This window comes from Micromonospora sp. 067-2 (assembly GCF_046549295.1).
Classification (GTDB): domain Bacteria; phylum Actinomycetota; class Actinomycetes; order Mycobacteriales; family Micromonosporaceae; genus Micromonospora.
In genome coordinates, this window is record NZ_JAJPWB010000012.1 from 144,258 (window position 1) to 170,778 (window position 26,521).

General features: G+C 71.4%; 26 protein-coding genes and 1 pseudogene. 17 read left to right on the forward strand and 10 right to left on the reverse strand.

Going from position 1 to position 26,521, the window contains the following annotated elements; all coding sequences use genetic code 11:
* The first annotated feature begins 15 nt into the window (after positions 1-15).
* The 3 genes from ACLJN9_RS27130 to ACLJN9_RS27140 are packed head-to-tail and all read left to right on the forward strand — an operon-like array spanning position 16 to position 2,060.
* The gene (locus tag ACLJN9_RS27130) at positions 16-285 is read left to right on the forward strand and encodes a hypothetical protein (protein ID WP_410814452.1); all 270 of its coding nucleotides are present in this window, start codon (positions 16-18) and stop codon (positions 283-285) included.
* A 1-nt stretch (position 286) separates the two neighbouring features.
* Positions 287-1,453 carry a glutathionylspermidine synthase family protein gene (locus ACLJN9_RS27135; RefSeq protein ID WP_410814453.1) on the forward strand — a complete coding sequence of 389 codons (1,167 nt, stop codon included), beginning with the start codon at positions 287-289 and terminating at the stop codon, positions 1,451-1,453.
* A gap of 19 nt (positions 1,454-1,472) precedes the next feature.
* Positions 1,473-2,060 (forward strand): CGNR zinc finger domain-containing protein, encoded by a 588-nt coding sequence (locus ACLJN9_RS27140; RefSeq protein ID WP_410814454.1) that lies wholly within the window; start codon positions 1,473-1,475, stop codon positions 2,058-2,060.
* Between the two features lie 56 nt (positions 2,061-2,116).
* On the opposite strand, the gene ACLJN9_RS27145 is transcribed toward ACLJN9_RS27140, so the two are convergent.
* Entirely contained in the window at positions 2,117-2,923 is an 807-nt protein-coding gene (locus ACLJN9_RS27145; RefSeq protein WP_410814455.1) for a sugar phosphate isomerase/epimerase family protein, read from the reverse strand.
* 75 nt (positions 2,924-2,998) lie between these two features.
* On the reverse strand, positions 2,999-3,943 hold the full coding sequence (locus tag ACLJN9_RS27150; protein ID WP_410814456.1) for a Ppx/GppA phosphatase family protein: 945 nt from the start codon (positions 3,941-3,943) through the stop codon (positions 2,999-3,001).
* Positions 3,944-4,023: 80 nt separating this feature from the next.
* On the opposite strand from ACLJN9_RS27150, the gene ACLJN9_RS27155 reads away from it, so the two are divergent.
* The gene (locus ACLJN9_RS27155; RefSeq protein WP_410814571.1) at positions 4,024-4,821 is read left to right on the forward strand and encodes a hypothetical protein; all 798 of its coding nucleotides are present in this window, start codon (positions 4,024-4,026) and stop codon (positions 4,819-4,821) included.
* A gap of 34 nt (positions 4,822-4,855) precedes the next feature.
* The gene (locus ACLJN9_RS27160; RefSeq protein ID WP_410814457.1) at positions 4,856-5,056 is read left to right on the forward strand and encodes a hypothetical protein; all 201 of its coding nucleotides are present in this window, start codon (positions 4,856-4,858) and stop codon (positions 5,054-5,056) included.
* A 133-nt stretch (positions 5,057-5,189) separates the two neighbouring features.
* Here ACLJN9_RS27160 and ACLJN9_RS27165 read toward each other — a convergent pair whose 3' ends face one another.
* Entirely contained in the window at positions 5,190-5,780 is a 591-nt protein-coding gene (locus tag ACLJN9_RS27165) for a TetR/AcrR family transcriptional regulator (protein ID WP_410814458.1), read from the reverse strand.
* Between the two features lie 265 nt (positions 5,781-6,045).
* Between ACLJN9_RS27165 and ACLJN9_RS27170 the strand changes: the two genes are divergently transcribed.
* Positions 6,046-6,699, forward strand: a complete 654-nt coding sequence (locus ACLJN9_RS27170) for an NADPH-dependent F420 reductase (RefSeq protein ID WP_410814459.1) — start codon at positions 6,046-6,048, stop codon at positions 6,697-6,699.
* Between the two features lie 61 nt (positions 6,700-6,760).
* On the opposite strand, the gene ACLJN9_RS27175 is transcribed toward ACLJN9_RS27170, so the two are convergent.
* Complete coding sequence (locus ACLJN9_RS27175) at positions 6,761-7,444, reverse strand: response regulator transcription factor (protein ID WP_039906992.1); 684 nt, start codon at positions 7,442-7,444, stop codon at positions 6,761-6,763.
* 22 nt (positions 7,445-7,466) lie between these two features.
* Positions 7,467-8,750, reverse strand: a complete 1,284-nt coding sequence (locus ACLJN9_RS27180) for a sensor histidine kinase (RefSeq protein WP_410814460.1) — start codon at positions 8,748-8,750, stop codon at positions 7,467-7,469.
* 203 nt (positions 8,751-8,953) lie between these two features.
* Between ACLJN9_RS27180 and phoU the strand changes: the two genes are divergently transcribed.
* Complete coding sequence (gene phoU / locus ACLJN9_RS27185; RefSeq protein ID WP_410814461.1) at positions 8,954-9,607, forward strand: phosphate signaling complex protein PhoU; 654 nt, start codon at positions 8,954-8,956, stop codon at positions 9,605-9,607.
* A gap of 51 nt (positions 9,608-9,658) precedes the next feature.
* On the opposite strand, the gene ACLJN9_RS27190 is transcribed toward phoU, so the two are convergent.
* Positions 9,659-10,426 carry a phosphoglyceromutase gene (locus ACLJN9_RS27190; RefSeq protein ID WP_410814462.1) on the reverse strand — a complete coding sequence of 256 codons (768 nt, stop codon included), beginning with the start codon at positions 10,424-10,426 and terminating at the stop codon, positions 9,659-9,661.
* Positions 10,427-10,579: 153 nt separating this feature from the next.
* On the opposite strand from ACLJN9_RS27190, the gene ACLJN9_RS27195 reads away from it, so the two are divergent.
* Complete coding sequence (locus ACLJN9_RS27195) at positions 10,580-11,869, forward strand: MDR family MFS transporter (RefSeq protein ID WP_410814463.1); 1,290 nt, start codon at positions 10,580-10,582, stop codon at positions 11,867-11,869.
* A gap of 115 nt (positions 11,870-11,984) precedes the next feature.
* Positions 11,985-13,268 (forward strand): MFS transporter, encoded by a 1,284-nt coding sequence (locus ACLJN9_RS27200; protein ID WP_410814464.1) that lies wholly within the window; start codon positions 11,985-11,987, stop codon positions 13,266-13,268.
* Positions 13,269-13,637: 369 nt separating this feature from the next.
* Here the strand turns inward: ACLJN9_RS27200 and ACLJN9_RS27205 are convergent.
* The 3 genes and pseudogenes from ACLJN9_RS27205 to mshA form a co-directional block, all read right to left on the reverse strand.
* Positions 13,638-14,288, reverse strand: a pseudogene (locus ACLJN9_RS27205) (hypothetical protein); the annotation flags it as partial.
* Positions 14,289-14,945: 657 nt separating this feature from the next.
* Complete coding sequence (locus tag ACLJN9_RS27210) at positions 14,946-15,461, reverse strand: YbjN domain-containing protein (RefSeq protein ID WP_410814465.1); 516 nt, start codon at positions 15,459-15,461, stop codon at positions 14,946-14,948.
* A 57-nt stretch (positions 15,462-15,518) separates the two neighbouring features.
* The gene (gene mshA, locus ACLJN9_RS27215; protein ID WP_410814466.1) at positions 15,519-16,880 is read right to left on the reverse strand and encodes a D-inositol-3-phosphate glycosyltransferase; all 1,362 of its coding nucleotides are present in this window, start codon (positions 16,878-16,880) and stop codon (positions 15,519-15,521) included.
* Positions 16,881-17,097: 217 nt separating this feature from the next.
* Between mshA and ACLJN9_RS27220 the strand changes: the two genes are divergently transcribed.
* Positions 17,098-17,865, forward strand: coding sequence for an SDR family oxidoreductase (locus ACLJN9_RS27220; protein ID WP_410814467.1), 768 nt, complete (start codon positions 17,098-17,100; stop codon positions 17,863-17,865).
* 80 nt (positions 17,866-17,945) lie between these two features.
* Positions 17,946-18,752 (forward strand): class I SAM-dependent methyltransferase, encoded by an 807-nt coding sequence (locus ACLJN9_RS27225; RefSeq protein ID WP_410814468.1) that lies wholly within the window; start codon positions 17,946-17,948, stop codon positions 18,750-18,752.
* On the opposite strand, the gene ACLJN9_RS27230 is transcribed toward ACLJN9_RS27225, so the two are convergent.
* Positions 18,749-19,831: a UDP-N-acetylmuramate dehydrogenase gene (locus ACLJN9_RS27230; RefSeq protein ID WP_410814469.1), complete on the reverse strand. Its 1,083-nt coding sequence runs from the start codon at positions 19,829-19,831 to the stop codon at positions 18,749-18,751. The two genes, ACLJN9_RS27225 and ACLJN9_RS27230, sit on opposite strands and share 4 nt — an antisense overlap.
* 70 nt (positions 19,832-19,901) lie before the next feature.
* Between ACLJN9_RS27230 and ACLJN9_RS27235 the strand changes: the two genes are divergently transcribed.
* From ACLJN9_RS27235 to ACLJN9_RS27260, 6 genes are all read left to right on the forward strand, one after another.
* Complete coding sequence (locus ACLJN9_RS27235) at positions 19,902-20,660, forward strand: maleylpyruvate isomerase family mycothiol-dependent enzyme (protein WP_410814470.1); 759 nt, start codon at positions 19,902-19,904, stop codon at positions 20,658-20,660.
* Between the two features lie 187 nt (positions 20,661-20,847).
* Positions 20,848-22,155 carry an ABC transporter substrate-binding protein gene (locus ACLJN9_RS27240; protein WP_410814471.1) on the forward strand — a complete coding sequence of 436 codons (1,308 nt, stop codon included), beginning with the start codon at positions 20,848-20,850 and terminating at the stop codon, positions 22,153-22,155.
* A gap of 108 nt (positions 22,156-22,263) precedes the next feature.
* Entirely contained in the window at positions 22,264-23,259 is a 996-nt protein-coding gene (locus tag ACLJN9_RS27245; RefSeq protein ID WP_410814472.1) for a carbohydrate ABC transporter permease, read from the forward strand.
* Positions 23,256-24,089, forward strand: coding sequence for a carbohydrate ABC transporter permease (locus ACLJN9_RS27250; RefSeq protein WP_410814473.1), 834 nt, complete (start codon positions 23,256-23,258; stop codon positions 24,087-24,089). The genes ACLJN9_RS27245 and ACLJN9_RS27250 overlap by 4 nt, the downstream gene beginning before the upstream one ends.
* Complete coding sequence (locus ACLJN9_RS27255) at positions 24,086-25,468, forward strand: GH1 family beta-glucosidase (RefSeq protein ID WP_410814474.1); 1,383 nt, start codon at positions 24,086-24,088, stop codon at positions 25,466-25,468. The genes ACLJN9_RS27250 and ACLJN9_RS27255 overlap by 4 nt, the downstream gene beginning before the upstream one ends.
* 19 nt (positions 25,469-25,487) lie before the next feature.
* Positions 25,488-26,495, forward strand: a complete 1,008-nt coding sequence (locus tag ACLJN9_RS27260; RefSeq protein WP_410814475.1) for a LacI family DNA-binding transcriptional regulator — start codon at positions 25,488-25,490, stop codon at positions 26,493-26,495.
* Positions 26,496-26,521 lie beyond the last annotated feature (26 nt).

Here is a 26,521-nt window from a genome sequence, read left to right on the forward strand (position 1 = left end):
GGCTACAACGATGCCGTGGACCAACGCCCTCGCCGCCGGCTCCGGTCGGCCTCCGTGCAGCTCGGCGCGCTGACCGCTCTCGCGCTCGCACTCTCCGGCTGCAACCTGACCTCGGACGACGATGACGACGACTGCGCCCTCGGGCCGGTCGGCGGCGGCGACACGGTCGCGCTGGCGATGCGGGTCGCTGACCCGGCCGCCAGCCGCGCCGCCCCCGCACCGACGACCGCGGCCCTGCCCGAGCGCGGCGGGTTCGGCACCCACCTGGCCGCCTGCGGCGGCTGAGGTGCGCCGCGAACCGGTGACACCACGACCCGACTGGGACGCCACCATCCGGGCGCAGGGGCTGGTCTACGTCGACACGGAGCTGCCCGACGGCGGCATCATGTCGTACTGGGACGAGACCGCCGCGTACGCCTTCGAGCTGGACGAGGTGCTACGCCTGGAGGAGGCCACCGAGGAGCTGCACCGGATGTCGGTGGCCGCCGCCGAACACGTGGTGACCCACCGCCGGTACGCCGAGTTCGGCATCCCGGAGTGGGCGGCCGAGGCGGTGGCCCGGTCGCTGCGGGAGTCGCCCCCCACCCTCTACGGGCGATTCGACCTCGCCTACGACGGCACCTGGCCGCCGAAGATGCTGGAGTACAACGCCGACACCCCCACCGCCCTGGTCGAGGCGAGCATCATCCAGTGGTACTGGCTGGAGCAGACCCGCCCGGAGCTGGACCAGTGGAACAGCCTGCACGAGCGGCTGGTCAGCGCCTGGGCGAAGCTCGGGGCCGGGCTGCAGGACCCTCGGGTGCACGTGCTCTGGTCGAACGAGGAGGAGTCCGGCGAGGACCACATGACCGCCGGCTACCTCGCGGAGACGGCCCGGCAGGCCGGGCTGACCGTCGAGCTGCAGCCGATCCAGCAGATCGGCTGGGACGGCCGCCGCTTCGTCGACGCCGCCGACCAACCCGTGACGACCTGCTTCAAGCTCTACCCGTGGGAGTGGATGCTGGCCGAGCCGTACGGGCCGGCGGCCCTGGCTCCGGGCACCCCGACCACCTGGATCGAGCCGGCCTGGAAGCTGCTGCTGTCCAACAAGGCGCTGCTCGCGGTCCTCTGGGAGCTCTACCCCGGCCACGAGTACCTGCTGCCGGCGTACCTCGACTCGCCGCGCGGCATGCCGGAGTACGTGGCCAAGCCGCTGCTCGGCCGCGAGGGCGGCTCGGTGCGCATCGTCACCGGGAAGCAGGAGATCACCAACCCGGGGATCTACGGCGACGAGGGCTGGTGCTACCAGGAATTCCGGGCGCTGCCGCAGTTCGCCGGCAATCGGATGGTGCTGGGCAGCTGGATCGTCGACGGCGAGTCGGCCGGGGTGGGGGTGCGGGAGAGCACCAGCCTGATCACCGACGGTTACGCGCGGTTCCTGCCGCACTACATCGACGCGCCGCGCGCCGTGTGAGTCGTCTACCGTTGGGGGCGTGAACTTCGACGCGTACGCGCGGACCGGCGTTGACCTGGTCAACGCCCGCCTGGACGACCTCGACGACCTGCGGGCCATTTTCCCCGACGACAACGCCTGGATGCGCGACGAGGTCGCGGAACGGGACGTCGCCATCTTCCGACGGGCGCAGAAGCGGCTGCGCGACGTCTTCGAGTACGGCACCTCCGGGCGGGACGCCCAGGCGGTGGCGGAACTCAACGCCCTGCTCGAGGCGTTCCCGGTTCAGCCGCGTATCTCCGGTCACGACTCCAGCGACTGGCACATGCACGTGACCAGCCGGGGCGCCTCGGTCAGTGCCGAATACCTGGCCGGCGCGGCCTGGGGGCTGTCGGTCTGGCTCTGCGAGTACGGCAGTGCCCGGTTCGGCGTCTGCGCCGACGAGCGCTGCGGGAACGTCTACCTGGACACCTCGTCCAACTGCTGCCGGCGCTTCTGCTCCGAGCGCTGTGCCACCCGGTCGCACGTGGCGGCGCACCGGGCGCGCAAGCGTGCCGCGGTCGGCGAGCAGGTGACGGTCGCTGCCCAGCCGACCGTGGGCGCCGAGTCGCTGACCACGGTCAGCTGACACCACGCCGCACCGGTCGACGTCCGGCCGGCCCGCTCCTGCTGCCGGGCCGGCGTTCAGGCGTCGATCGGCGACGGCGCGGTCAGGTGCTGACGCGCGAACTCCAGCGCGGCGCGCAGGTCCGCCTCGCGTACGCCGCGACTCTTCGCTCCCCGGGTGGCCACCTCCACCGCCACCGCCCCGGTGAAACCCCGCCCGGCGAGCGAGGAGAGCAGCTCCGCGCAGGGCTGGGTGCCGCGCCCGGGCACCAGGTGCTCGTCGCGGCCCTCGCCGGTGCCGTCGCCGAGGTGCACGTGGGCAAGCCCCGCGCCCATCCGGTCGGCCATGTCCAGGGGGTCACTGTGCGACGCCGCGCAGTGCGACAGATCCAGGGTGTACGACGGATAGCCGGTGTCGGTGGGATCCCAACCCGGCACGTACGGAACGAACTGCCGGCCCGCCATCCGTACCGGGTACATGTTCTCCACCGCGAAGCGCAGCCCGCTGAACCGGTCCGCGACCGTCGCCAGCCCTTCGGCGAAGTTACGGGCGTAGTCGCGCTGCCAGGTGAACGGCGGGTGCACCACGACGGTTGGTGCCCCCAGCGACTCGGCCAGCTCGGCGGCCCTGCGCAGCCGCGCCCACGGGTCCGGGCTCCACACCCGCTGGGTGACCAGCAGGCAGGGCGCGTGCACCGAGAGCACCGGCACGTCGTAGTGCGTGGAGAGGCCGCGCAGCGCACCCCCGTCCTGGCTGACCACGTCGGTCCAGACCATCACCTCGACGCCGTCGTAGCCGAGCGCCGCGGCCAGTTGGAACGCCGCCGCGGTCGGCTCGGGGAAGACCGACGAGCTGGACAGGAGCACCGGAACGCGGGAAGTCACATCAGCCAGAGTAGCCCGGCGGGCACACGGCCAACGGAACGAGTTCCGGCAAACCAGCCGTAACCACCCTGCCGGTCACATCGGTTCGAGTTGATCGAGTCGGCGGAGGATGACCCCCTCCCGCAGCGCCCACGGGCAGATGTCCAGCGAATCCAGATCGAGGCGGCGCATCACCGCCTCGGCGACCACCGCGCCGGCCAGCAACTGGTGGGCCCGGCCCACGCTGACCCCCTCCAGCTCGATGAGTTGGGCCGGCGGGATGTGCCGGATAAAGCCGATGACCTGCCGCAACCCGGCGCGGGTCAGGCTGCGCCGCACCCAGAGGCCGGCCCCGGACGGAGCCGCCCCGGCCAGTCGGGCCAGGGTGCGGAACGTCTTCGAGGTCGCCACGACGCGTTCCCAACCCACCTCGGTCATCTGGTCGACGACCTTGTCCAGCCGGCCGTCGACGTACTCCCGAAGCTTCAGGACGGCCTCGGCGGACGGCGGCACCGCGCTCTCCGGGTCGACCCGCAGCCGCTCCCGGGTCAGCCGGCCGGCGCCGAGCGGCAGCGAGACCGCCACGTCCGGGTCCTCGTCGATCCCGGCGGCGATCTCCAGCGAGCCGCCGCCGATGTCCAGCACCAGCAGCCGCCCCGCCGACCAACCGAACCAGCGCCGTACGGCAAGGAAGGTCATCCGCGCCTCGTCCGCGCCGGAGAGCACCTCCAGACGTACGCCGGTCTCGTCACGGACCCGGGCCAACACCTCGGCCGCGTTGGTGGCGTCGCGTACGGCGGAGGTGGCGAAGGCGATCAGGTCGTCCGCCTCCAGCCCGGCCGCCGCCGCCTTGGCCATGCCGACCGCCTTGACCAGGCCGTCCGCACCCGCATCGGTGAGCGCGCCGTCCGGCCCGATCTGCTCGGCGAGGCGGAGCACCACCTTCTCGGAGTGCGCCGGCCACGGGTGCGCGCCGTGGTGCGCGTCCACCACCAGCAGGTGCACCGTGTTGGATCCGACGTCGAGGACACCCAGTCGCATGGTGAAGACATTAGGTGCAACACGTTTGCCCGGCTCGCCGGCCCGCGGAGGTCACCGGGCGTACGCTGTGCCGGGTGACGATGGAGCTCCGCGTGCTGGTGGACGATCCGGGCGACCCGCGCAGCCGCGAGGTGCCGCTGGACTTCCCCCGCGAGTGGATCGAGTTCGCCGATCCGGCGGACGAGACCCACCTCATCCGAGCCGACCTGACCTGGTTGCTCTCCCGCTGGACCTGCATCTTCGGCCGGGGTTGCCACGGCATCATCGCCGGTCGGGCGGCGGACGGCTGCTGCTCGCACGGGGCGTTCTTCACCGACTCCGACGACGAGAAGCGGGTCCGCAACGCCGTCAAGCTGCTCACCCCGTCGACCTGGCAGCACTTCCGTCGGGGGTTCAAGAACTGGACCGACGAGGACACCATCGACGGCAAGAACCCGGCCCGCCGGACCGCCACCCAGCAGGCCGACGGTCCGTGCGTGTTCCTCAACGACGCCGACTTCACCGGCGGGGGTGGCTGTGCCCTGCACGCCCAGGCACTGCGCGACGGGGTGCACCCGTTGGAGTACAAGCCGGACGTCTGCTGGCAGCTGCCGATCCGGCGTGACCAGGACTGGGTCACGCGTCCGGACAACACCAGGGTGCTGGTCTCCACGCTGTCGGAGTTCGACCGGCGGGGCTGGGGTTCCGGCGGGCACGATCTGGACTGGTGGTGCACCTCCTCGACGGACGCGCACGTGGGCGCCGAGCCGATGTACCTCTCGTACTCCCCGGAGCTGACCGCGCTGATCGGCGCCGCTGCGTACGAGCGGCTGGCCGAGCTGTGCGCGGCCCGGACGAAGCAGGGCATGGTCGCCCCCCACCCCGCCGACCAGCTCTAGCTGATCTTGGTAGCAATCCTGCCACCATTCCTGGATGGCCATGACACTCCGACTCGACGACGAGCGCGAACGCCGGCTTCGTCTGGTTGCGGACGAGGAGGGGCGGGCGATGCACGCCGTCGTCGTCACCGCCATCGACGACTATCTGGCACGGCGGAATGCCAAGGAGTTCGGCGACCTCGCCGACACGATCATCGAGCGCCACGCCGCTCTGCTCGCTCGCCTGGCCGAGTGATGACGGAGCTGCGTTATCCCACGCTCGCCGACGTGGCCGCCATCGCCCGTAAGGTCGGCGTCGGGATCAGAGACGCCGGCCTGGTGGAGTCCGCCGTGGCGCGCCCGCGGACAAGCGTGTTCGGCGAGGATGCCTACCCCGACGTGTGGACCAAGGCGTCGTCGACCAGGGTGCGGGCGCTGCGCCGGGCCGCGTCGGCGATCAGCGGATCACCGTCGAGCACACCACTGGCAAGCCCGCCGTCGAGCAACAGGGTGAGCTGCCGGGCGAGCAGCTCCGGATCGGACGCGCCCGCCTGACGGGCCAGCTCGGTCACCCAGGCACGGACCACGGTCTTGTGCTCGACCGTCCGGGCGTGCACCGCACCTCCGGCGGGCGACTCGGCAGCGGTGTTGATGAACGCGCAACCGTGGTATCCGTCTCGGCGGCAGGCGCCCGCCAGCGCGTCGAACATCCCGATCAGCTGGTCGCGTGGCTCGTCGCCCGCGTCCCGTGCCGCAGCCCGCAGTGCGCCGAACCAGTTCTGGTCGACCCGGTCGAGGTAGGCCAGCACGAGATCGTCCTTGCGCGGAAAGTGCTTGTAGAGCGTCGCCTTCGCCACGCCCGACTCGGCGATCACCGTGTCCACCCCCACGCCGCGCGGCCCGTGCGTGTAGAAGAGCCGGAACGCGGTGTCCAGGATCCGGCCCCGGGCCGAGCCGGCCGGGGTGCGGGGCGCGGGCATCGATACTCCCTCGACATGCTGGTGACGCGCCCAATCCTACAGACGGTTCTGTCTGTGACACCGGCGCGGTGGGGGCCACTCCGGAACGCCTTTGGAGCTGAGTCGCCGACGACGTCAGAGGGTGATTCGTTTGTGACATCAGCTCCAAAGGAGCTTCCACACACTCCCGAGCCCAGCCCAGCTCCACCGCAATAGACAGACCTGTCTGTTAGTGTGCTCGCAATCGGCGCGAGCCACCCCGCGCCCCGACGGAGGATCGATCGACATGCGTATCGCAGTTCTCGGAACCGGCTCGGTCGGGCAGACGGTCGCCGTTCGCGCGGCGGAGCTGGGCCACCAGGTCACCATCGGCACCCGCGACGTCACGGTCACACGGGCCGGCGAATTCGCCGGCTGGGCGGCGCAGCACCCCGAGGTCGGTCTGGCGACCCTGAGCGAGGCCGCCGGCGCCGCCGAGCTGGTGGTGAACGCCACCAGCGGCAGCGGCTCCCTGCCGGCGCTCGCCGCGGCCGGCGCACCGAACCTGGCCGGCAAGATCCTGCTCGACATCGCCAACCCGCTCGACTTCGGTGCGGGCTTTCCGCCCAGCCTGTCAGTGCACAACACCGACTCCCTCGCCGAGCAGATCCAGCGCGAGTTTCCGCAGACCCGGGTGGTCAAGTCGCTCAACACACTGACCGCCGAGCTGATGGTGCACCCACGCCAGCTCGCGGACGGCGCACACAGCGTCTTCGTCTCCGGCGACGACGCGGAGGCCAAGCGGGTCGTCACCGACCTGCTCACCAGCTTCGGGCACACCGACGTGATCGACCTCGGTGACCTCTCCACCGCGCGGGGCACCGAGATGCTGCTGCCGCTCTGGTTGCGGCTCTACGGCCGGCTCGACACCGCCATCTTCAACGTCAAGGTCGTCCGCTGACCACCTGCGGACAGCCCGGAGGGGGCCTGCGTCGAGCGCACACCCCCTTCGGGTACGCCGATCACGGCTCGAACTTGTAGCCCAGACCCCGGACCGTCACGATGAAGCGCGGCGCGGACGGCTCGGGCTCGATCTTGGAGCGCAGCCGCTTGACGTGCACGTCCAGCGTCTTGGTGTCACCGACATAGTCGGCGCCCCAGACCCGGTCGATGAGCTGACCCCGGGTCAACACCCGACCGGCGTTGCGCAGCAGCAGCTCCAGCAGCTCGAACTCCTTGAGCGGCAGCTGCACGGCACCACCCTCGACGGTCACGACGTGCCGCTCGATGTCCATCCGAACCGGCCCGGCGGCCAGCGTGGGGGCACCCGCCTCGGCCACCTCCGGGCTCTGCCGGCGCAGCACCGCCCGGATCCGGGCCACCAACTCGCGAGGCGAGTACGGCTTGGTGACGTAGTCGTCGGCGCCGATCTCCAGCCCGACCACCTTGTCGATCTCACTGTCCCGGGCGGTGACCATGATGATCGGCACGGCCGAGCGCTGCCGGAGCTGCCGGCAGACCTCGGTGCCCGACATCTCGGGCAGCATCAGGTCGAGCAGCACGATGTCCGCGCCGGTTCGGTCGAACTCGGTGAGGGCGTCAGTGCCGGTAGCGGCGACCGAAACCTCAAAGCCCTCCTTACGGAGCATGTACGACAGGGCGTCGGAGAACGACTCCTCGTCCTCGACCACCAGAACGCGGCTCAACGGGGGGTTCCTTTCATAGCTGTCAGACCTGCCGTAACCCGGCCGGACCGGCCTCGATCCCAGCCGGCGGCAGTGTCGCCAGCAGGTCGTCCGGTGGGCTGGCGGGCAGCCGGAGGGTGAACGTCGATCCACCACCTAGAGTGCTCGACACCTCCACCCGTCCGCCATGGTTGCTGGCGATGTGTTTGACGATGGCCAGGCCGAGGCCGGTGCCGCCGGTGGCACGCGAGCGAGCCTGGTCGGCCCGGTAGAACCGCTCGAAGACCCGGTCCACATCCGTGGGAGCGATGCCGATGCCCTGGTCGGCGACGGCGATCTCGACGTGCTCGTCGTTGCCACGGCTGGTGACCCGCACCGTCGTACCCTCGCCCGAGTAGTTGATGGCGTTCTCCACCAGGTTCGCCACCGCGGTGGCGAGTTGGCTGTCGCTTCCGTACGCGGTGAGGCCACGTTCACCGGCGACCGTCACCTCGACGCCCCGGGCCGAGGCGGTGGTGCGGGTCCGGTCGACCACCTCGGCGATCACCCAGTCCAGCCCGACCGGCTCCGGTGGCGGCTGCGGCTCGGCACCCTGCAGGCGGGTCAACTCCAGCAACTCCTGCACCAGCCGGCCCAGCCGGGTCGACTCGTGCTGGATCCGTTCGGCGAACCGGCGCGCGGCGACCAGATCCTCGGAAAGGTCGGGCGTCGCGGCGTCGGCCGGCTCGGTGGCGTCCAGGAGCGCCTCGGCGAGCAGCTGGAGTGCCCCGATCGGGGTCTTGAGCTCGTGACTCACGTTGGCCACGAAGTCACGTCGCACCCGCGCCAACCGGTGCGACTCGGTCACGTCGACCGCTTCAACCGCGATGAAACCGTTGCCGAGACCCATTGCCCGCAGGTGCACGCCCAGCGGGTTCTCCCCCGCGCTGTCGCGGCCCCGGGGAAGGTCCAACTCGATCTCGCGCCGCACCCCGGTGCGTCGCACCTGGCCGGCGAGGGTACGGATCAACGGGTGCGCGGCGATCGAACCTGGAGTGCTGCCGGTGCGCAGCAGACCCATCGCGCGGGCGGCCGGATTGATCAGGACAGGCGTGTCGTCGTTGTCGAGCACCACGACACCGGCCCGGAGCGAGTCGATCGTCCGGCGGCCCAGCCCGGCCTGCTGCTCGTCGGCTATCGCGGGCCTCCCCCTGCTCCAGCGGAAGCGTGCGCTCCCCGTTGACGTGGAGTGACCGTCCCGCGCTCGCAGGAATCGGGGCAGCAGGAAAAGGGCGGCCAGCCCGGCCGCCACTGCCACGGCCACCACGACCGCCACTGCCCACTCCACCCGGCGATCGTAGGGTCATTGTTAACCTGGCTACCACAGAGACCAGGACGAACCACCCTCACTTTCGCGAATGTTCACTCCTGCGTCCGGCGTCGTTCACCCGGGTTCATCCGGGGTCCGTCCGCGCCACCTACCGTTGGCGGCGTACCTGCTCAACCCCTGCGCCGGCACCCGCCGGCGGCGACCGACCACAGGACGTGATGATGCGCGACGAGTTCCGGGCCGACCTCCAGATCGTCAGCCAACTGCTGGTGGACATGGCGGAGGGCGTCCGCGCCGCCATGCGCCAGGCCACCCGGGCACTGCTCACCGCCGATCGGCAGGCCGCCGAGACGGTCATCGAGCGGGACGCCGAGATCGACGACCTCTACCGGCACGTGGAGGAGCGGGTCTGTGACCTGCTCGCCCGGCAGGCGCCGGTCGCCTCCGACCTACGGGCCATGATCACCGCACTGCACGTGGCCGCCGACCTGGAGCGGATGGGCGACCTCGCCGACCACGTGGCCAAGACCGCGCTGCGCCGGCACCCCTCACCCGCCGTGCCGGCCGAGCTGCGGACGATCTTCACCGAGATGGCCGACATCGCCGACCGGATGGCCGTGAAGATCGGCTCGGTGCTGGCGAAGCCCGACGCCGACCTCGCCGGCGAGCTGGACCGCGACGACGACGCGATGGACGAGCTGCACAAGAACCTGTTCGCGGTGCTGCTCGGTGACGACTGGCCGTACGGGGTGGAGACGGCGATCGACGCCACCCTGCTGGGTCGCTTCTACGAGCGCTTCGCCGACCACGCGGTCAACGCCGGCGAGCACGTGGTCTACCTGATCACCGGGCAGACGTCGCCCTCGGCGAGCTGACCCTCGTACGACGAACGCCCCCGGGGAATTCCGGGGGCGTTCGCCGTCTGCTCAACGGCCCTGGTTGGCGACCGCGGCCGCGGCCGCCTTGGCGGCGGTCGGGTCGAGGTACGTGCCGCCCAGGGTGAGCGGGCGCAGCTGCGGGTCGAGGTCGTAGCGCAGCGGAATGCCGGTCGGGATGTTCAGCTTGGCGATCGCCTCGTCGGAGATCTGGTCGAGGTGCTTGACCAACGCCCGCAGCGAGTTGCCGTGCGCGGCCACCAGCACCGTCCGGCCGGCCAGGATGTCCGGCACGATCGAGTCGTACCAGTACGGCAGCATCCGGTCGACGACGTCCTTGAGGCACTCGGTGCGCGGCATCAGCTCGGTCGGCAGCAGCGCGTACCGCGGGTCGCCCACCTGCGACCACTCGTCGTCGTCGGCGATCGGCGGCGGCGGGGTGTCGTAGGACCGGCGCCAGAGCATGAACTGCTCCTCGCCGTACTCGTCCAGGGTCTGCTTCTTGTCCTTGCCCTGCAGGGCACCGTAGTGGCGCTCGTTGAGCCGCCACGACCGGCGCACCGCGATCCAGTGCCGGTCGGCGGCGCTCAGCGCCAACTCGGCCGTGCGGATCGCCCGGCGCATCACGCTGGTGTGCACGACGTCCGGCAGCAGGCCGTGCTCGCGCAGCAGTTCGCCGCCGCGCCGCGCCTCGCCCTCGCCCTTCTCGGTCAGGTCGACATCCACCCAGCCGGTGAAGAGGTTCTTGGCGTTCCAGTCGCTCTCACCGTGCCGCAGCAGGACCAGCGTCCCGACGGTGGGCCCCTCGCTCGCAGTCATGCCGATCATCCTGCCCCACGCGGGGACGGGACACGCGGGCACCCGTCGTGACGACCACCACGTGCGAAAGCGGGTGACCTGCGATTCCGCCCACGACTAGGGTCGTAAGGCGTTGCAGTCGGATCGGTCATTACTTGCGGGCGGGGGCGCCATATGCGGACGATGCGGAGCTGGTTTCGGGACACCACCGGAGGCCTGCCCACCACCTTCTGGTACCTGTGGAGCGGCACCCTGATCAACCGGCTCGGCTCGTTCGTCCTCGTCTTCCTCGCCATCTACCTGACCCAGGAACGCGGCTTCTCCGCGTCCCAGGCCGGCCTGGTGATCGGCCTCTGGGGCGTCGGCGGGGCGTTCGGCACCACCGTCGGCGGCACCCTGGCCGACCGGTGGGGCCGGCGACCCACGCTGCTCACCGCGCACGTGGGCGCGGCCATCATGATGCTGGGCCTCGGGCTGGCCCGCGACCTCTGGGCGGTGGCGTTGGGCGCGTTGCTGCTCGGCATGTTCGCCGAGGCGGCCCGACCCGCGTTCGGCGCCATGATGATCGACGTGGTGCCGGCGAAGGACCGCCTGCGCGCCTTCTCGCTCAACTACTGGGCGATCAACCTGGGCTTCGCCTGCGCCGCCATCCTGGCCGGCTTCGCCGCACAGGCGAACTACCTGCTGCTGTTCGTGGTCGATGCCGCCACCATGCTCGTCACCGCGCTGATCATCTTCACGAAGGTGGCGGAGACCCGACAGGCCGGGCGCACCGTCAACCCTGCCTCGACCGCCCCGGTCGGCGCCCTGCGCACCATCCTCAGCGACCGGGTCTACCTCGGCTTCGTGGCGCTTAACCTGTTGGCCGCCCTGGTGTTCCTGCAGCACATCTCGATGCTGCCGATCGCCATGGGCGACGACGGGCTCAGCCCGGCCACCTACGGTTCGGTGATCGCGCTCAACGGCATCCTGATCGTGGTCGGTCAACTGTTCGTGCCCCGACTGATCCGAGGCCGGAACCGTTCGCACGTGCTCGCGCTGGCCGCCGTGGTGATGGGCGTCGGGTTCGGGCTCACCGCGTTCGCCGGCACCCCCTGGTTCTACGGGCTGACCGTGCTGATCTGGACGGTCGGCGAGATGCTGAACTCGCCGTCCAACTCCACCCTCATCGCGGAGTTGTCGCCGGCCGAGCTACGCGGCCGGTACCAGGGCGTCTTCTCCCTCTCCTGGCAGATCGCCGGAGCCGGCGCGCCGATCCTCGGCGGCCTGGTGCGGGAGCACGCCGGCAACGACGCGCTGTGGTTCGGCTGCGCGGCGATCGGCGTCCTGACCGCGGTGGCCCATCTGGTGTCCGGCCCGGCGCGCGAGCGCCGTGCCACCGTACTGCGCCGCTCCGGCGAGGCGCTGGCACCGGTCAACGCCTCCCCGCCGCCGACGTCGCAGCCCGCCGAGGCCGCTGCCTGAGCGGGGCCACCACTGTGACGAAAGGCCCATGATCAGGGAATCGACTGGCGGGACCCGGCCCGGGTTCCTACCGTGCAGGAGAAACGGTTAGGAAACTGAACTGTCGGGAGGTCGGGTGCACGCCCTGCGGCGCTGGTGGCACGACACCGCAGGTGGGCTCCCCGCCAGCTTCTGGTACCTCTGGGCCGGCCTGCTCATCAACCGGGCCGGCGCGTTCGCCATGCTGTTCCTGTCGCTGTACCTCACCGACGCTCGTGGCGCCAGCGAGGCGCTGGCCGGCACGGTGGTCGGCGCGTACGGGGCGGGCGGGGCGGCCGGCGTGCTGCTCGGCGGGGTGCTGGCCGACCGGTGGGGCCGCCGGGCCACTCTGCTCGTCGCGCACCTGGTCACCGCCGGCCTGATGGTGGCGCTGGCCTTCAGCCGACCCCTCCTGCTGATCGCGGCGCTCTCCGCGCTGGTCGGCGTGGTGCACTCGATGCCCAGCCCGGCCTTCGTCGCGGCGATCGTCGACGTGGTGCCCGCGGAACGCCGCTCACGTGCGTTCAACCTCCAGTTCTGGGCGTTCAACCTGGGCATGGCCGTCGCCTCGCTGCTCGCCGGGGTACTGGCCGAGGCGAGCTTCACGGCGCTGTTCCTGGTGGACGCGGGTGCCACCCTGGCCGCCGCCGCCGTGATCGGCTGGAAGGTGCCGGAGACCCTGCGGCGGGCCGCGCCGGCGGCCGACCTGCAACCGCCCACCGCATCGGCGCCGGGAGCGGTCCGGCCCCGGCCACCGGGGCTGCACACCGCGCTGACCGACCGGACCTTCCTGGTCTTCGTCGGGCTCACCTTCGTGCTGGCCGTACTCACGCTGCAGACCTCGACGATCATGCCGTTGGCCATGCGCGCGGACGGCCTGGGTCCATCGGCGTACGGGGTCGTGGTGGCGCTCGGCGGCGCGCTGATCGTGGTCGGGCAGCTGTTCGTGCCCCGGTTGATCGACCGGCACCGCAAGGACGTCGTGCTGGCGGCCTCGACGGGCCTGCTCGCGCTCGGCTTCGGCGTGCTCGCCGTCGCCGACGAACTGGCCGTGTACCTGGGTGCCGCGGTGGTGTGGACGATCGGTTCGATGCTCGCCGCCCCGCCCAACGCGCAGATCAACGCGGATCTGGCACCGCCGCAGCTACGCGCGCGGTACCAGTCGGTCTTCTACCTGACCTTCCCGGCCGCGTCGTTCGTCGCGCCCACGCTCGGCGGGGTGAGCCTGCAGTACCTCGGTGACCGGCACTGGCTGATCATCGGCGGGCTCGGCCTGCTGGCCGCGCTCGGTCACCTGCTCGCTGGAGCGCCCCGGGAACGGCACGTCGCCGCGCTGCGCCGGGCTGCGACGACACCGGCGGACAGCGTGCCGGCCGCCTGACGGCCTCACGCAAAGCGCCCACCACGACCCTGAGGTCGTGATGGGCGCCTGCCGGTGGGGCCGGCGGCGGCGGGCAACACTCACCCCCGTAAGCGTCGCCCGCTCGCGCCGCCGGTCCAAACAGGTGGGCACCGTCCCCCAACGGTAGGTCCACCCGTCCCCTCGCGCCTCGCCCGGTGCGCGGATCTGATCGATCCGCCGCTCCCCCGAACGTTTCCGAGCGTGGCGCGGTGCAATAAAGTTAGTTCGCCCGGATTCTGGATTCAACCCGGACCAGCTGTTTCGCCGGTCACAACTCGCGGGTATCCGCATTTCGGGCTTCGGTCTTTGGCAACAGCCGCATACCCCTCGGGCATTCCCGCAAACACCTCAACCGTCCTCCCGATCGGGTGACTCGGTGCGGAAGAAGCTGCTCTGGCGACCGTTGCGCAGCTGCTCCTGGTAGATCAGGTTCAGCCGACGTAGGTCAAAGGTATAAAACCAGTCATCCCAGGTGATTTCGCGGATTCGGCTGCTCTCGCGGTAACCGGGGATGTTGAAGGTCAGAACACCCACCCGACCGTCCCGCTCAGTGCCGGCGATGGTCGCCGGCTTCGCGCCACGATCTCTGGCCCAGCGCTGGATCACCTCGTGGTTCGCGGTGATCAGACTCCGTCCCGGACGCTCCGGCCGGTCCATCAGCGACGAGATCACCTGCGAGCTGCGAGCCGAACGCCCGGTGCCCTGTCCGGTCCGGATGCCGCCAGCCGTCGTACCTCCGCCGGCCGACCCGCTCGCCGCCGCACGCTTCGCGGGCGCCGCCCGCTTCGCCGCCGGTCGCGACGGGGCCTTCTTCGCCGGCGCCGTCCGCGCGGGCGCGGTACGGGCCGTCGTCGTGCGCGCAGCCGCCGTCCTGCTCGCGGGCGCTGTCTTGCGCGCGGCCGTCGACTTACGGGCGGCCGTCGACTTACGGGCAGTCGTCGACTTACCGGCGGCCGTCGACTTCGCCGCCGCCGTCGTTTTCTTGGCCGCCGCCGTCTTCTGCGCGGCCGTCGTCGACCTCGCCGCCGTGGTCTTCCGCGCGGCCGTCGACCTCGGCGCCGTGGTCTTCCGCGCGGCCGTCGTCGACGCGCGCGCCGTCGTCCTCTTCGCGGCGGTCGTCTTCTTCGCGGCCGCCCGTTTCGCGGGGGCGCTCTTGTTCGCCGGCACGGCCTTCGCGCGGCTCGGCGCCGCCCTGGACGCCGACTTCTTCGTGGCGGCGGCACGACCTGCCGACGCCCTGGTGCCGGTCGCACGGCCGGCCGGGCCGGTGCTGCGCCGACCCGCGCCGCCAGGCTCGGACCGAAGCGAGCGCACCAGCTGTTTCACCAGGTCGGGCTTGCGCAGCGCAGAGATCCCGGAGACCCCGCGCTTGCGCAACTGCCCTCGGATGTCGTCCACCCGCATCCGGGAGATCTCCGACTCGGAGATCATCGGACTGTTCGGCGTCTGGTTGCCAGTCTGTCGTTTCGTGGTGGTCGCAGTCCCGCCGCGACCTGAGCTGTTCCGCTGAGCCATGGGACGCTCACGCTCCTCGACACTCCGTCCTCGGCGCGCGGGGGTCCCTGTGCCGCACCGCGCGGTGCGGCATACCCGTCAGGGGCGGTCCGAACCACCGGCCGGCAGGACGAGCGCCCCGGGTGGGGCCGGGGCAGCAGATCAGGCGGAGTCGGGGTCGGAGCCGGAGGGCTGGAAGAGATGGGCGAAGGCGGCCAGGTTGGCGGTCGACTCACCGCGCTTGACGCGCCACTCGTACTCCCGACGGATGGAGCTGCCGAAGCCGATCTCCAGCATGGTGTCGAAGGACTCGTCGGCGTACGTGAGCACCGCGCCGAGCAGCCGGTCCAGCTCGTCGGCGTCCACCCCCGCCGGGTTGACCCGCCCGGTCAGGTACACGTCGCCGACCGCGTCGGTGGAGAACGAGACCGCGTACATCCGTGCGTTGCGCTGCAACAACCAGGCCCACAGCTCCTCGCGCCGCTCGTCGGGCTGGCGCATCACGAACGCCTCGACGCGCAGGGCGTGCTCACCGATGATCAGGTTGCAGACCGTCTTGAGCTTGTGGGTGCCCGGCAGGGTCACCGCGTACGAGCCCGGCCCGGTCGACTCCCAGGCCAGGCCCCGCTCGGCACAGACCGACTCGATCAGGGTCGCAAGATCGCTCTTGGGGCTCACCGGACCCACTCTACGACCGAGCAGTCCGGTCCACCGGGCGGCGACTGGTGCCCGCCATCACCAGGAGGAGAACGCGGGGTCGCCCGCCAGGTCGGCGGCGAGGCGGCTGCGGTGGGCGGCCATCGCCTCGCCGTAGACCGCGAGCAGACCGGAAACGGTACGGTCCCAGGAGAAGTGCCGGGCATGCTGCTCAGCACCCCGGGACAGCTCCGCCCGCCGGGCCCGGTCGGGCAGCAGGCGGGCCAGCGCGAGGGCCCAGTCCGCCCGGTCGTGCCCGTCGATCAGCACGCCACTCACTCGGTCCCGCACGGCCGTGACGAGCCCGCCGACGGCGGCGGCCAGCACCGGCGTACCGCAGGCCTGCGCCTCCAGGGCGACCAGCCCGAAGGATTCGTTGTGCGACGGCACCGCGACCAGGTCGGCGGCCCGGTACAGGGCCGGCAGGTCGTCCCCGGTGCAGGGCGGCAGGAAGCGCACCCGGTCGGTCACCCCGAGGGTGGCGGCCAGGTCGATCAGCGCGGTGGGTTGGTCCAGTCCGCTGCCGCTGGGCCCGCCGCAGATCGCCACGGTCACCTCGTCGGCCAGGGCCGGGTCACGCTCCCGCAACGCGGCGACCGCGCGGATCAGCACGTCGGGGGCCTTGAGTGGCTGGATCCGACCGACGAAGGCCACCACGTACCCGTCGACGGGCAGCCCCAGCCGGTGGCGGGCCGCCCGGGCGGCCGCGGACCGGTTGCCCGGCGCGGGCCGGAACCGCTCCAGGTCGACGCCCGGTGGGACGACGGCGACCTGGGTCGGGTCGGCGTCGTACCGTTCGACGAGGTCGCGGGCCTCCACCCGGGTGTTGGCGACCAGGCGGTCCGCCTCGGCCACCACCTGCTCCTCGCCGATCACCCGGGCCTTGGGCTCCGGCCGGTCGCCGGCCGCGAGCTGGGCGTTCTTGACCTTCGCGAGAGTGTGTGCGGTGTGCACCAACGGCACTCCCCAGCGTTCCTTGGCCAGCCAGCCGACCTGGCCGGAGAGCCAGTAGTGGGAGTGGATCAGGTCGTAGTGCCCGGGCGGGCGGGACGCCTCGGCCCGCAGCACCCCCGCGGTGAAGGCGCAGAGTTGGCCGGGCAACTCCTCCTTGGTGAGCCCTTCCAGCGGGCCGGAGGTGATGTGCCGGACCTGCACCCCGGGCGCCATCTCGACCACCGGCGGGAGGTCGCCGGAGGTGGCCCGGGTGAAGATCTCCACCTCGACGTTGGCCTCGGCGAGCCGTCGGGCCACCTCGAGGATGTAGACGTTCATCCCGCCGGCGTCGCCCGTGCCGGGCTGGTGCAGCGGTGACGTGTGTACGGACAGCGTGGCGATGCGCCGTGGCCGGGGCCACGGTCGGGCACCTCGCTGACGACCAACACCGGTGTGCAGTTCCGCCACGTCCGCTCCTCTTGTCACGGTTAATGCCGTCTCGCACGACCGGCGCTTCTCGCTCAACCTGTGCGCCGGGTGTCATCTTCCCCATCGGGCCATGGAAATTCCCCGCACGGTCCGTCGGGGTGACGGACCTCATCACTGCCCGACCCCTGCTTGCCCGCCCGGAGCGGCCCGCACGCCCGCCGGGAGCGGGAAGGATCGGCGGGGTGACAATGACCCGATGACCTCTGTCGCCATCGTCACCGGAGCATCGAGCGGGATCGGCGCGGCCACCGCCCGCCGGCTCGCGTCCGAGGGTTTCCACGTGCTCGCCGCCGCCCGCCGCGCCGACCGGCTCACCGACCTGGTCGCCCAGATCACCGCCGCCGGCGGGGAGGCAACCGCGGTGACCTGCGACGTCACCTCGGACGAGTCGGTGGCCGGGCTGGCCGAGGCGGCCGCGCGGGCACCCGGGCCGGTGACCCTGCTGGTCAACAACGCCGGCGGCGCGCGCGGCCTGGAGCCGGTGGAGTCCGGGTCGATCGCCGACTGGCAGTGGATGTACGACGTCAACGTGCTCGGCACGCTGCGGGTGACCCAGGCGCTGCTGCCGGCACTGGAGGCGTCCGGCGCCGGCACCATCGTGGTGGTCTCGTCCACCGCCGGCCTGACCGTGTACGAGGGCGGGGGCGGCTACACCGCGGCGAAGCACGCACAGACCGCCATCGCCGGCACGCTCCGGCTGGAGCTGTGCGGTCGACCGCTGCGGGTCATCGAGATCGACCCGGGCATGGTGAAGACCGACGAGTTCGGGCTGGTCCGCTTCGGCGGCGACGCGGAGCGGGCCGCCGCCGTCTACGCCGGGGTGCCCGGGCCGCTGGTCGCCGAGGACGTCGCTGACTGCATCGCCTGGTGCGCCACCCGCCCGGACCACGTCAACGTGGACCGGCTGGTGGTCCGGCCGAGGGCGCAGGCCGCCCAGCACAAGGTGCACCGGCTTTCCCAGTGAAGCGCGAGGAGTGAGCCGGGTTTGCGAGCCCCGCAGTCGCGAACGAAAGTTGGCCCAGTGAAGCGCGAGGAGTGAGCCGGATGGGTCCGGTGGCGCGGCGTCGACCGCTCGGCGTGGTCACCCGGGGTACGACCAACCCGAACCGGCTCCGCCGGGTGGACAACTGGATCGTCGCCACCTGCGCCGACCGGCTACGGGCGGCGGTCGACCCGCTGGTGGTCGACCTCGGCTACGGCGCCACCCCGGTGACGGCGGTGGAACTGCGGGCGCGGCTGGCCGCCGGGGTCCGTCCGGACGTACGGCTGGTCGGGCTGGAGATCGATCCGGCCCGGGTGGCCGCCGCGACACCGGCCGCCGACCCGCCCGGCCTGACCTTCGCCCGGGGTGGGTTCGAGCTGGCCGGACTCCGGCCGGTGCTGGTGCGCGCGTTCAACGTGTTGCGCCAGTACGACGAGAGCGACGTGCCGGAGGCCTGGCGGACGATGACCGCCGCCCTCGCCCCGGGCGGCGTGCTCGTCGAGGGCACCTGTGACGAGTTGGGCCGCCTCGCCAGCTGGTTGCTGGTCGACGCGGACGGCCCCCGGACGCTGACCCTGGCCGCCAGGCTCAACACGCTGGGCAGCCCCGCCGAGTTGGCCGAGCGGCTGCCCAAGGCGCTGATCCACCGCAACGTCCCCGGTGAACCGGTGCACGAGCTGATCCGGGCACTGGAGGGCGCCTGGCAGGCCGCCGCCTCGTACGCCCCGTTCGGCCCCCGCCAGCGCTGGCTCCGTGCCGTGGCCCATCTCAGGGACACGGGCTGGCCGGTCCTGGACCGGCCCCACCGCTGGCGCCACGGCGAGTTGACCCTCCCCTGGCCCAGCGTCGCCCCGAGGGGGTCTGGTTAGAGGGCGGAGTTGATGAGGACGGGTTCCGGGTGCAGGGTCACACCGAAGCGGGTGTGCACCGTGTCGCGGATGGTGGCGGCCAGGGCGAGCAGGTCGGTGGTGCGGGCCGCGCCGGTGCGGTTGGTGAGGGCGAGGGTGTGCTTGCTGGAGATGGCCACTCCGCCCGGGCCCGGGTGGCCCTTGGCGAAGCCGGCCTTGTCGATCAGCCAGGCCGCGCTCACCTTGACCGTGTCGTCGACCCCGGGCCAGGCCGGCGGCTCGCCCAGCTCGGCGGCGCGTTCCCGGAGCAGCTGGTACGTCGCCCGGTCGAGCACCGGGTTGGTGAAGAAGGAGCCGACCGAGCGGGTGTCGGGGTCGGTGGCGTCGAGCACCATGCCCTTGCCGGCGCGCAGCCGCAGGACCGCTGCCCGGGCGTCGGCCAGCGGCACCCGCTCGCCCACCTCGACCCCGAGCGACCGGGCCAGTTCCGCGTAGCGCACCGGGCCGGAGACTGGGGACCGGGCGAGCCGGAAGTCGACGGAGAGCACCACGAAGCGTTCCCGGTACTTGAAGATGCTGCCCCGGTAGGCGAACCCGCAGTCGGCGGCCGCAATGAACTGGCGGGTGTCCTCGGCCCGGTCGTACACCTCGACACCGGTGATGGTCTCGGCGACCTCCTGGCCGTACGCGCCGACGTTCTGGATCGGGGTGGCGCCAGTCGAGCCGGGGATGCCGGAGAGGCATTCCACGCCGGCCCAGCCATTGGCCACCGTGGCGGCCACCAGGTCGTCCCACGGTTCGCCGGCCTCGACCCGTACGGTGACCGATCCGGCGTCCTCGGCGACGACCCGCAGGCCACGGGAGCGCACCAGGACGACCGTGCCGGGGTAGCCGGCGTCGCCGATCACCACGTTGCTGCCGCCCGCGAGGATCAGGACCTGCTCGGGTGCGGCCCGGACGGCTCGGACGATTTCGTCGGCATCACCAGCGGCCACGATCCGCCCCGCCGGGCCGCCCATCCGCAGCGTGGTGTAGCTGGCCAGCGGGCCAGGGATGGCACGATCGGCTTCGGTTGTCGACTGGGCGGAGGCGTCTGGCACGTCTTTCAGCTTAGGCTGAGGGGTAGCCGCGGCACCCACTGGTGGCCCGGCACCCCCGGGGAGGATGGCAATGGGCAGACTGCAGGGCAGCAAGGATTTCTGGATCGGTGCGCTCCGGGCGGAGGGTCCGGCCTTCGCCGCAGCGGTGGCCGAGGCGCCGCCGGAGACACCCGTGCTGTCCTGTCCGGGCTGGACGGTCAACGATCTCACTTTGCATCTCGCCGGCCTCTACCACTGGGTTTCTTCCTTCGCCGGCTCCGGTCAGACGACCGTACCGGCCCGCGAGGACCGGATCGGGGCGGACGCGGGCCTGAGCCCTCTCCAGATCTGGCAGCAGGGGTACGACAGGTTGATGGTCCTCTTCGACGGGCTCGACCCGGAGGCCCCGGCGTGGAACTGGGCGCCGCAGCCGAAGAAGGCCGGGTTCTGGCCGCGCCGGATGGCGCACGAGACGGCGGTGCACCGTTGGGATGCCCAGCTCGCCATCGCGGCCGGTGACCCGGTGGAGGCGAAGCTGGCGGCCGACGGGGTGAGCGAGGTGCTGGACACCTGGTTGCCGGCGGGCCGGCGGCGGGTGCCGGGCGACTGGCACGGGGTGGTGCACCTCAGCGCCGTCGACGCGGCGCACGACTGGTACCTGCGGCTGCGCGGCGAGGGCGTCGCGCTGCTCGACACCGCGACCATCTTCGATCACGACGACCACCATGCCCGCGCCCAGGTCAGCGGCACCGCGAGCGACCTGCTGCTGGCGCTCTGGGGCCGGGTCAGCTTCGAGACGCTGGATGTCAGCGGCGATCGCGCCCTGCTGGACGGCCTGCGTACCGGCTGACCGCGACCCGGCCCGACACGTCGAGGGCGTCACCCCCGTGGGGGTGGCGCCCTCGTCGGCGTCGATGCCTCCTTCGCGTACCGGGTCGATGAGAGCGCTCTCTTGACAGGGCGGGACGGACCCACCAATCTGTCGTGAGAGCGCTCTCCCGCCACACCGCCAGCACTTTGAGAGGGGTCCGAATCTCATGGCTGTCTATCCGCGCCGCCGCCTCGCCGCGGTGGCCCTCGCCGCCAGCACCGCCCTGCTCGTCACCGCCGGCTGCGGCGGCGGCGACAAGGCGGACGGGGACGGACCGGTCACGCTGACCGTCGACGTCTTCGGCCAGTTCGGCTACGAGCAGCTCTACCAGGAGTACATGACCGCGCACCCCAACGTGAAGATCGTCGAGCGCGGCACCGGCACCAACCTCGACGAGTACTCACCGAAGCTGACCCAGTGGCTCGCCGCCGGCCGGGGCGCGGGCGACGTGGTGGCCATCGAGGAAGGCCTGATGGTCGAGTACAAGGCCAACCCCGGCAACTTCGTCAACCTGCTCGACCACGGCGCCGCCGACCTCAAGGCCAACTTCCTCGAATGGAAGTGGAACGCCGGGCTGACCGCCGACGGCAAGCAGCTGATCGGCCTCGGCACCGACGTCGGCGGCATCGCCATCTGCTACCGCAAGGACCTCTTCGCCAAGGCGGGGCTGCCCACCGAGCGGGACGAGGTCTCCAGGCTCTGGCCGACGTGGCAGGACTACATCGCCACCGGGGAACGGTTCGTCGCGGCGAAGACCGGCGCGTCGTTCCTCGACGCCGCGACCAACACCTTCAACACCATCCTGCTGCAGACCGCCGGCAACACGACCGGGTACAGCTACTACGACACCAGCGGCAACGTGGTCGTCGACAGCAACCCGGCGGTACGGCAGGCGTGGGACACCACCATGGACATCGTGGACTCCGGCCTCTCCGGAAAGTACGGCTCCTGGTCGGAGGAGTGGGTCTCCGCCTTCAAGCAGTCGAAGTTCGCCACCATCGCCTGCCCCGCCTGGATGACCGGGGTTATCGAGGGCAACGCCGGCCCGACCGCCCAGGGCAAGTGGGACATCGCGCGGGTGCCCGGCAACGGCGGCAACTGGGGCGGGTCACATCTCGCCGTGCCGAAGCAGAGCAAGCACAAGGCCGAAGCCATCGAGCTGGTCAAGTTCCTCACCAGCGCAAAGGGTCAGATCGGCGCGTTCACGGCCAAGGGCACACTGCCCTCCTCGCCGCAGGCGCTCGACGATCCGGCGATCACCGGCGCCACGAACGCGTACTTCTCCGGCGCACCCACCGGCACCATCTTCGGCACCGGCGCCAAGAGCCTGAAGCCGGTCTACATGGGCCCGAAGAACCAGGCCGTACGCACCGAGGTGGAGAACGCCGTACGAACGGTCGAGCTGGGTCAGCGCAACCCCACCCAGGGCTGGACCGACGCGGTAACCAATGCCAAGAAGGCCGCCGCCAAGTAGCCCCTTCCCACCCCGCCGATCCAGGACGAATCGTCGCGATCAGAGGTCAACTGACCACGACATGCCCTGGATCGGCGGGGGACGGGAGGGCGGAAAGGAGTTCGCGGCATGACCCTTCAGCTTGACGACCGGCCGGCGGCCGTACCGGCGGCCGGCCACCGTCGCCGATCGTCGGGGCGGCTCAGCCGGCTCGACACCCGTTGGTCGCCCTACCTGTACATCGCCCCGTTCTTCCTGCTCTTCGCGGTGTTCGGGGTCTACCCACTGGCGTACACGTTCTGGGTTTCGCTGCACGACTGGGACCTGCTCGGGACCGACCACGCGTTCGTCGGCGCGGCCAACTACACCCGGCTGCTGGCCGATCCCGACTTCTGGCACGCGGTGGTCAACACGCTGGGCATCTTCGTCATCTCGACCGTTCCACAGCTGCTCGCCGCCCTCTGGCTGGCCAACCTGCTCAACCGGGGGCTGCGCGCCCGCACCGGCTGGCGGATGGCGGTCCTCGTCCCCAACGTGACCTCCACCGCCGCCGTGGCGATCGTCTTCGGAGTGCTCTTCGGCCGTGAGTTCGGGATGGTCAACTGGCTGCTCGACCTCGTCGGGCTCGATCCGGTCGGGTGGAAGTCGGACCGCATCGCCTCCTGGGTGGCCATCTCCGCCATGGTCGACTGGCGGTGGACCGGCTACAACGCGCTGATCCTCCTGGCCGCGATGCAGGCCATCCCGCGCGACCTGTACGAGTCGGCGGCGATCGACGGCGCCAACCGGTTCCGGCAGTTCTGGTCGATCACCGTGCCGCTGCTCAAGCCGACGATCACCTTCTGCGTCATCGTCGCCACCATCGGCGGGTTGCAACTCTTCACCGAGCCCCGGCTGTTCCACTCCGGCACCAACCCGATCCGGGGCGGACCGCTGCGGGAGTCGCAGACCGTGACCATGTACATGTTCGAGAACGCCTTCGCGCCGCACTACAACTTCGGGTACGGCTCGGCCGTGGCCTGGCTGCTCTTCGCGCTCATCGCGATCGTGGCGGCGGTCAACGTGCTGGTGCTGCGACGGCTGGGAAGATCGGGGCCGGGTCCCGGGAAGGGAACGGACCGATGAGCCGGCTCTGGCGGGCCAGCCCGTTGACGTACCTGGCACTGGTGGTCGCCGTCGGGATGTCGGTCTTCCCGATCTGGTGGATGTTCGTGGTGGCCAGCCGGTCCAGCGACGCGATGGGCCAGCTGCCGCCGCCGATGACACCCGGCGGCAACCTGGGGGCCAACATCGCCCGGCTGTTCGACAACACCGACGCGTACTTCCTGACCGGCCTCATCAACTCGACGATCGTGGCGGGCACGGTCACCGTGTCGGTGGTGTTCTTCGCCAGTCTGGCCGGCTTCGCGTTCGCCAAGCTACGGTTCCGCGGCCGCAACGCGCTGCTGCTCGCGATCATCGCCACCATGATGGTGCCGACCCAACTCGGCGTGATCCCGCTGTATCTGCTCATGACCCGGCTGCAGTGGAACGACCGACTGCCCGCGGTGATCGTGCCGGCGCTGGTCACCGGGTTCGGGGTGTTCATGATGCGGCAGTACGCCGGCCAGGCGGTCAGCGACGAGCTGATCGAGGCGGCGCGGATGGACGGCTGCGGCACCGCCCGGATCTGGTGGCACGTGGTGGTGCCCGCGCTGCGGCCGGCCGCCGCGGTGCTCGGCCTGCTCACGTTCATGACCACCTGGAACGACTTCCTGTGGCCGTACGCTGTGCTGAACGACCCGGCGAACCCGACCGTGCAGCTCTCCCTGCGAGCGCTGTCGGACGGCTACTACCAGGACATGTCACAGGTGTTCACCGGGACGGCCATCGCGACGTTGCCCCTGCTGCTGGTCTTCGTGCTGTTCGGCCGGCAGATCATCGGCGGGATCATGGAAGGTGCGGTCAAGGCGTGAGCAGACTTCAATTCCCCGACAACTTTCTCTGGGGAGCGGCCACCGCTGCGTACCAGATCGAGGGCGCGGCCCGCGACGACGGTCGCGGTCCGTCCATCTGGGACACCTTCAGTCGTACGCCGGGAAAGGTGTACCAGGGCCACACCGGTGACGTCGCCTGCGACCACTACCACCGGTACGCCGACGACGTGGCGCTGATGGCCGAGCTGGGGCTGAAGGCGTACCGCTTCTCGGTGGCCTGGCCGCGGATCCAGCCGGACGGCACCGGCCCGGTCAACCCGCGCGGGCTGGACTTCTACGACCGGCTCACCGACACGCTGCTCGACCGGGGGATCGACCCGATCGTCACCCTGTACCACTGGGACCTGCCGCAGACCCTGGGCGACCGGGGCGGCTGGACCAACCGGGACACCGCCGAGCACTTCGCCACGTACGCCACGGCGATGTACGCGCGACTGGGCGATCGGGTGGACGTCTGGACGACCCTCAACGAGCCGTGGTGCTCGGCGTACCTCGGTTACGGCAACGGCGTGCACGCTCCGGGCGAGCAGGACGCGGGCGCGGCCTTCACCGCCGTACACCATCTGCTTCTCGGGCACGGCCTGGCGGCGCGGGCGCTGCGGGCGGCGGGCGCCCGCAGCGTGGGGATCACCCTCAATCCGGCGGACGTGCGGCCGGCCGACCCGCAGAGCGCGGCCGACGCCGCCGCGGTGCGCCTGGTCGACGGCCTGCACAACCGGATCTTCCTCGACCCCCTGCTGGCCGGCGGCTACCCGGACGACGTGCGCGAGCACGTGGCGCGCATCGTCGAACCGACGTTCGTCCGGGACGGCGACGAGAAGCTGATCGCCGCCCCGATCGACCTGCTCGGCATCAACTACTACCAGCCGAGCTACGTCGCCGGTCGGCCCGACGGCGCCGGCGGCGGCGGCGCGTACCCGGGCACCGAGGGCGCCGTGCACTTCCTGCCGCCGACCGGGCCGCTCACCGACATGGACTGGATGATCGAACCGGCCGGGCTGACCCGGCTGCTGGAGCGGATCGCCACCGACTACCCCGGGGTGCCGCTGCTGATCACCGAGAACGGCGCGGCGTTCCCCGACAAGGCGGGCGCCGACTCGCCCGACGGGCCGGGGCAGGTGATCGACAGCGACCGGATCGCCTACCTGGACGGGCACCTGCGTGCCGCGCACGAGGCGATCTCCCGGGGCGTGGACCTGCGCGGCTATCTCGTATGGTCACTCCTGGACAACTTCGAGTGGGCGGAGGGCTACCGCAAGCGGTTCGGGATCGTGCACGTCGACTACCTGACCCAGCGGCGCACACCGAAGGCCAGCGCCCGGTGGTACCAGGAGGTGATCTCCCGGAACGGGCTGTGACGAGCGGGGTGGGGGCACGATGACGACGGCGCAACGGCCGACGCTGGAAGCGGTGGCGGCGCTGGCCGGGGTGTCCCGGGCCACCGTGTCCCGCGTGGTCAACGGCTCCACCACCGTCGCCGAGCCGATCCGGGAAGCAGTCACCCGGGCGGTCGCCGAGCTGGGGTACGTCCCCAACCTGGCCGCCCGCAGCCTGGTCACCCAGCGCACCGACTCGATCGCCCTGGTCATGCCGGAGGCGGCCACCCGGGTCTTCTCCGACGACCAGGTCTTTCCCGGCATCATCCGCGGCGTCAGCCAGGAGCTGGAGGCAGCAGACAAGCAGCTGGTGCTGATGCTGGCCGGCTCCCCGGCCGGGCACGACAGGGTCGAGCGGTTCACCACCGGCCGGCACGTCGACGGGGTGCTCTTCGCCTCGCTGCACGGCGCGGACCCGCTGCCCGGCACGTTGGCCCGCCTCGGCATCCCGGTGGTGTGCAGCGGCCGGCCGCTGGGCGACGTGCCCGTGCCGTACGTGGACGTCGACCACGTCGGCGGGGTCACAGCGGCCGTCCGACACCTGATCGACAGCGGTCGCCGACGGATCGCCACCATCGCCGGCCCGCAGGACATGGTGGCCGGGATCGAACGGCTCACCGGTTACCGGGCCACGATGGCCGCCGCCGGGCTGCCCGAGCTGGTCGCGATCGGCGACTTCACCCGGGAGTCCGGGGCCGCCGCCATGCACCGGCTGCTCGTCGAGCATCCCGACCTGGACGCGGTCTTCGCCGCCTCCGACCTGATGGCGCACGCCGCCCTGCGAACGCTGCGCGAGGCCGGACGGCAGGTGCCGCAGGACGTCGCGGTGGTCGGCTTCGACGACATCGAGACCGCCGCGTACACCGAGCCGCCGCTGACGACCGTCCGGCAGCCGATCGTGGAGATCGGCCGGCGGATGACCCGGCAGCTGCTCCGGCTGGCCGCCGGCGAGACCATCGAGCCGGCGATCATGCTCCCCACAGAGCTGATCCGTCGCGCCTCCGCCTGACCCGTCACCCGCTCCCGCTGGCGGCA

Coding starts and splice junctions, on each gene's coding strand:
- ACLJN9_RS27150 (WP_410814456.1), bottom strand. CDS start 3,943: ATGCGACTGGGTGTCCTCGACGTCGGATCCAACACGGTGCACCTGCTG.
- ACLJN9_RS27155 (WP_410814571.1), top strand. CDS start 4,024: ATGGAGCTCCGCGTGCTGGTGGACGATCCGGGCGACCCGCGCAGCCGC.
- ACLJN9_RS27160 (WP_410814457.1), top strand. CDS start 4,856: ATGGCCATGACACTCCGACTCGACGACGAGCGCGAACGCCGGCTTCGT.
- ACLJN9_RS27165 (WP_410814458.1), bottom strand. CDS start 5,780: ATGCCCGCGCCCCGCACCCCGGCCGGCTCGGCCCGGGGCCGGATCCTG.
- ACLJN9_RS27170 (WP_410814459.1), top strand. CDS start 6,046: ATGCGTATCGCAGTTCTCGGAACCGGCTCGGTCGGGCAGACGGTCGCC.
- phoU (WP_410814461.1), top strand. CDS start 8,954: ATGCGCGACGAGTTCCGGGCCGACCTCCAGATCGTCAGCCAACTGCTG.
- ACLJN9_RS27190 (WP_410814462.1), bottom strand. CDS start 10,426: ATGACTGCGAGCGAGGGGCCCACCGTCGGGACGCTGGTCCTGCTGCGG.
- ACLJN9_RS27195 (WP_410814463.1), top strand. CDS start 10,580: ATGCGGACGATGCGGAGCTGGTTTCGGGACACCACCGGAGGCCTGCCC.
- ACLJN9_RS27220 (WP_410814467.1), top strand. CDS start 17,098: ATGACCTCTGTCGCCATCGTCACCGGAGCATCGAGCGGGATCGGCGCG.
- ACLJN9_RS27225 (WP_410814468.1), top strand. CDS start 17,946: ATGGGTCCGGTGGCGCGGCGTCGACCGCTCGGCGTGGTCACCCGGGGT.
- ACLJN9_RS27235 (WP_410814470.1), top strand. CDS start 19,902: ATGGGCAGACTGCAGGGCAGCAAGGATTTCTGGATCGGTGCGCTCCGG.
- ACLJN9_RS27240 (WP_410814471.1), top strand. CDS start 20,848: ATGGCTGTCTATCCGCGCCGCCGCCTCGCCGCGGTGGCCCTCGCCGCC.
- ACLJN9_RS27245 (WP_410814472.1), top strand. CDS start 22,264: ATGACCCTTCAGCTTGACGACCGGCCGGCGGCCGTACCGGCGGCCGGC.
- ACLJN9_RS27250 (WP_410814473.1), top strand. CDS start 23,256: ATGAGCCGGCTCTGGCGGGCCAGCCCGTTGACGTACCTGGCACTGGTG.
- ACLJN9_RS27260 (WP_410814475.1), top strand. CDS start 25,488: ATGACGACGGCGCAACGGCCGACGCTGGAAGCGGTGGCGGCGCTGGCC.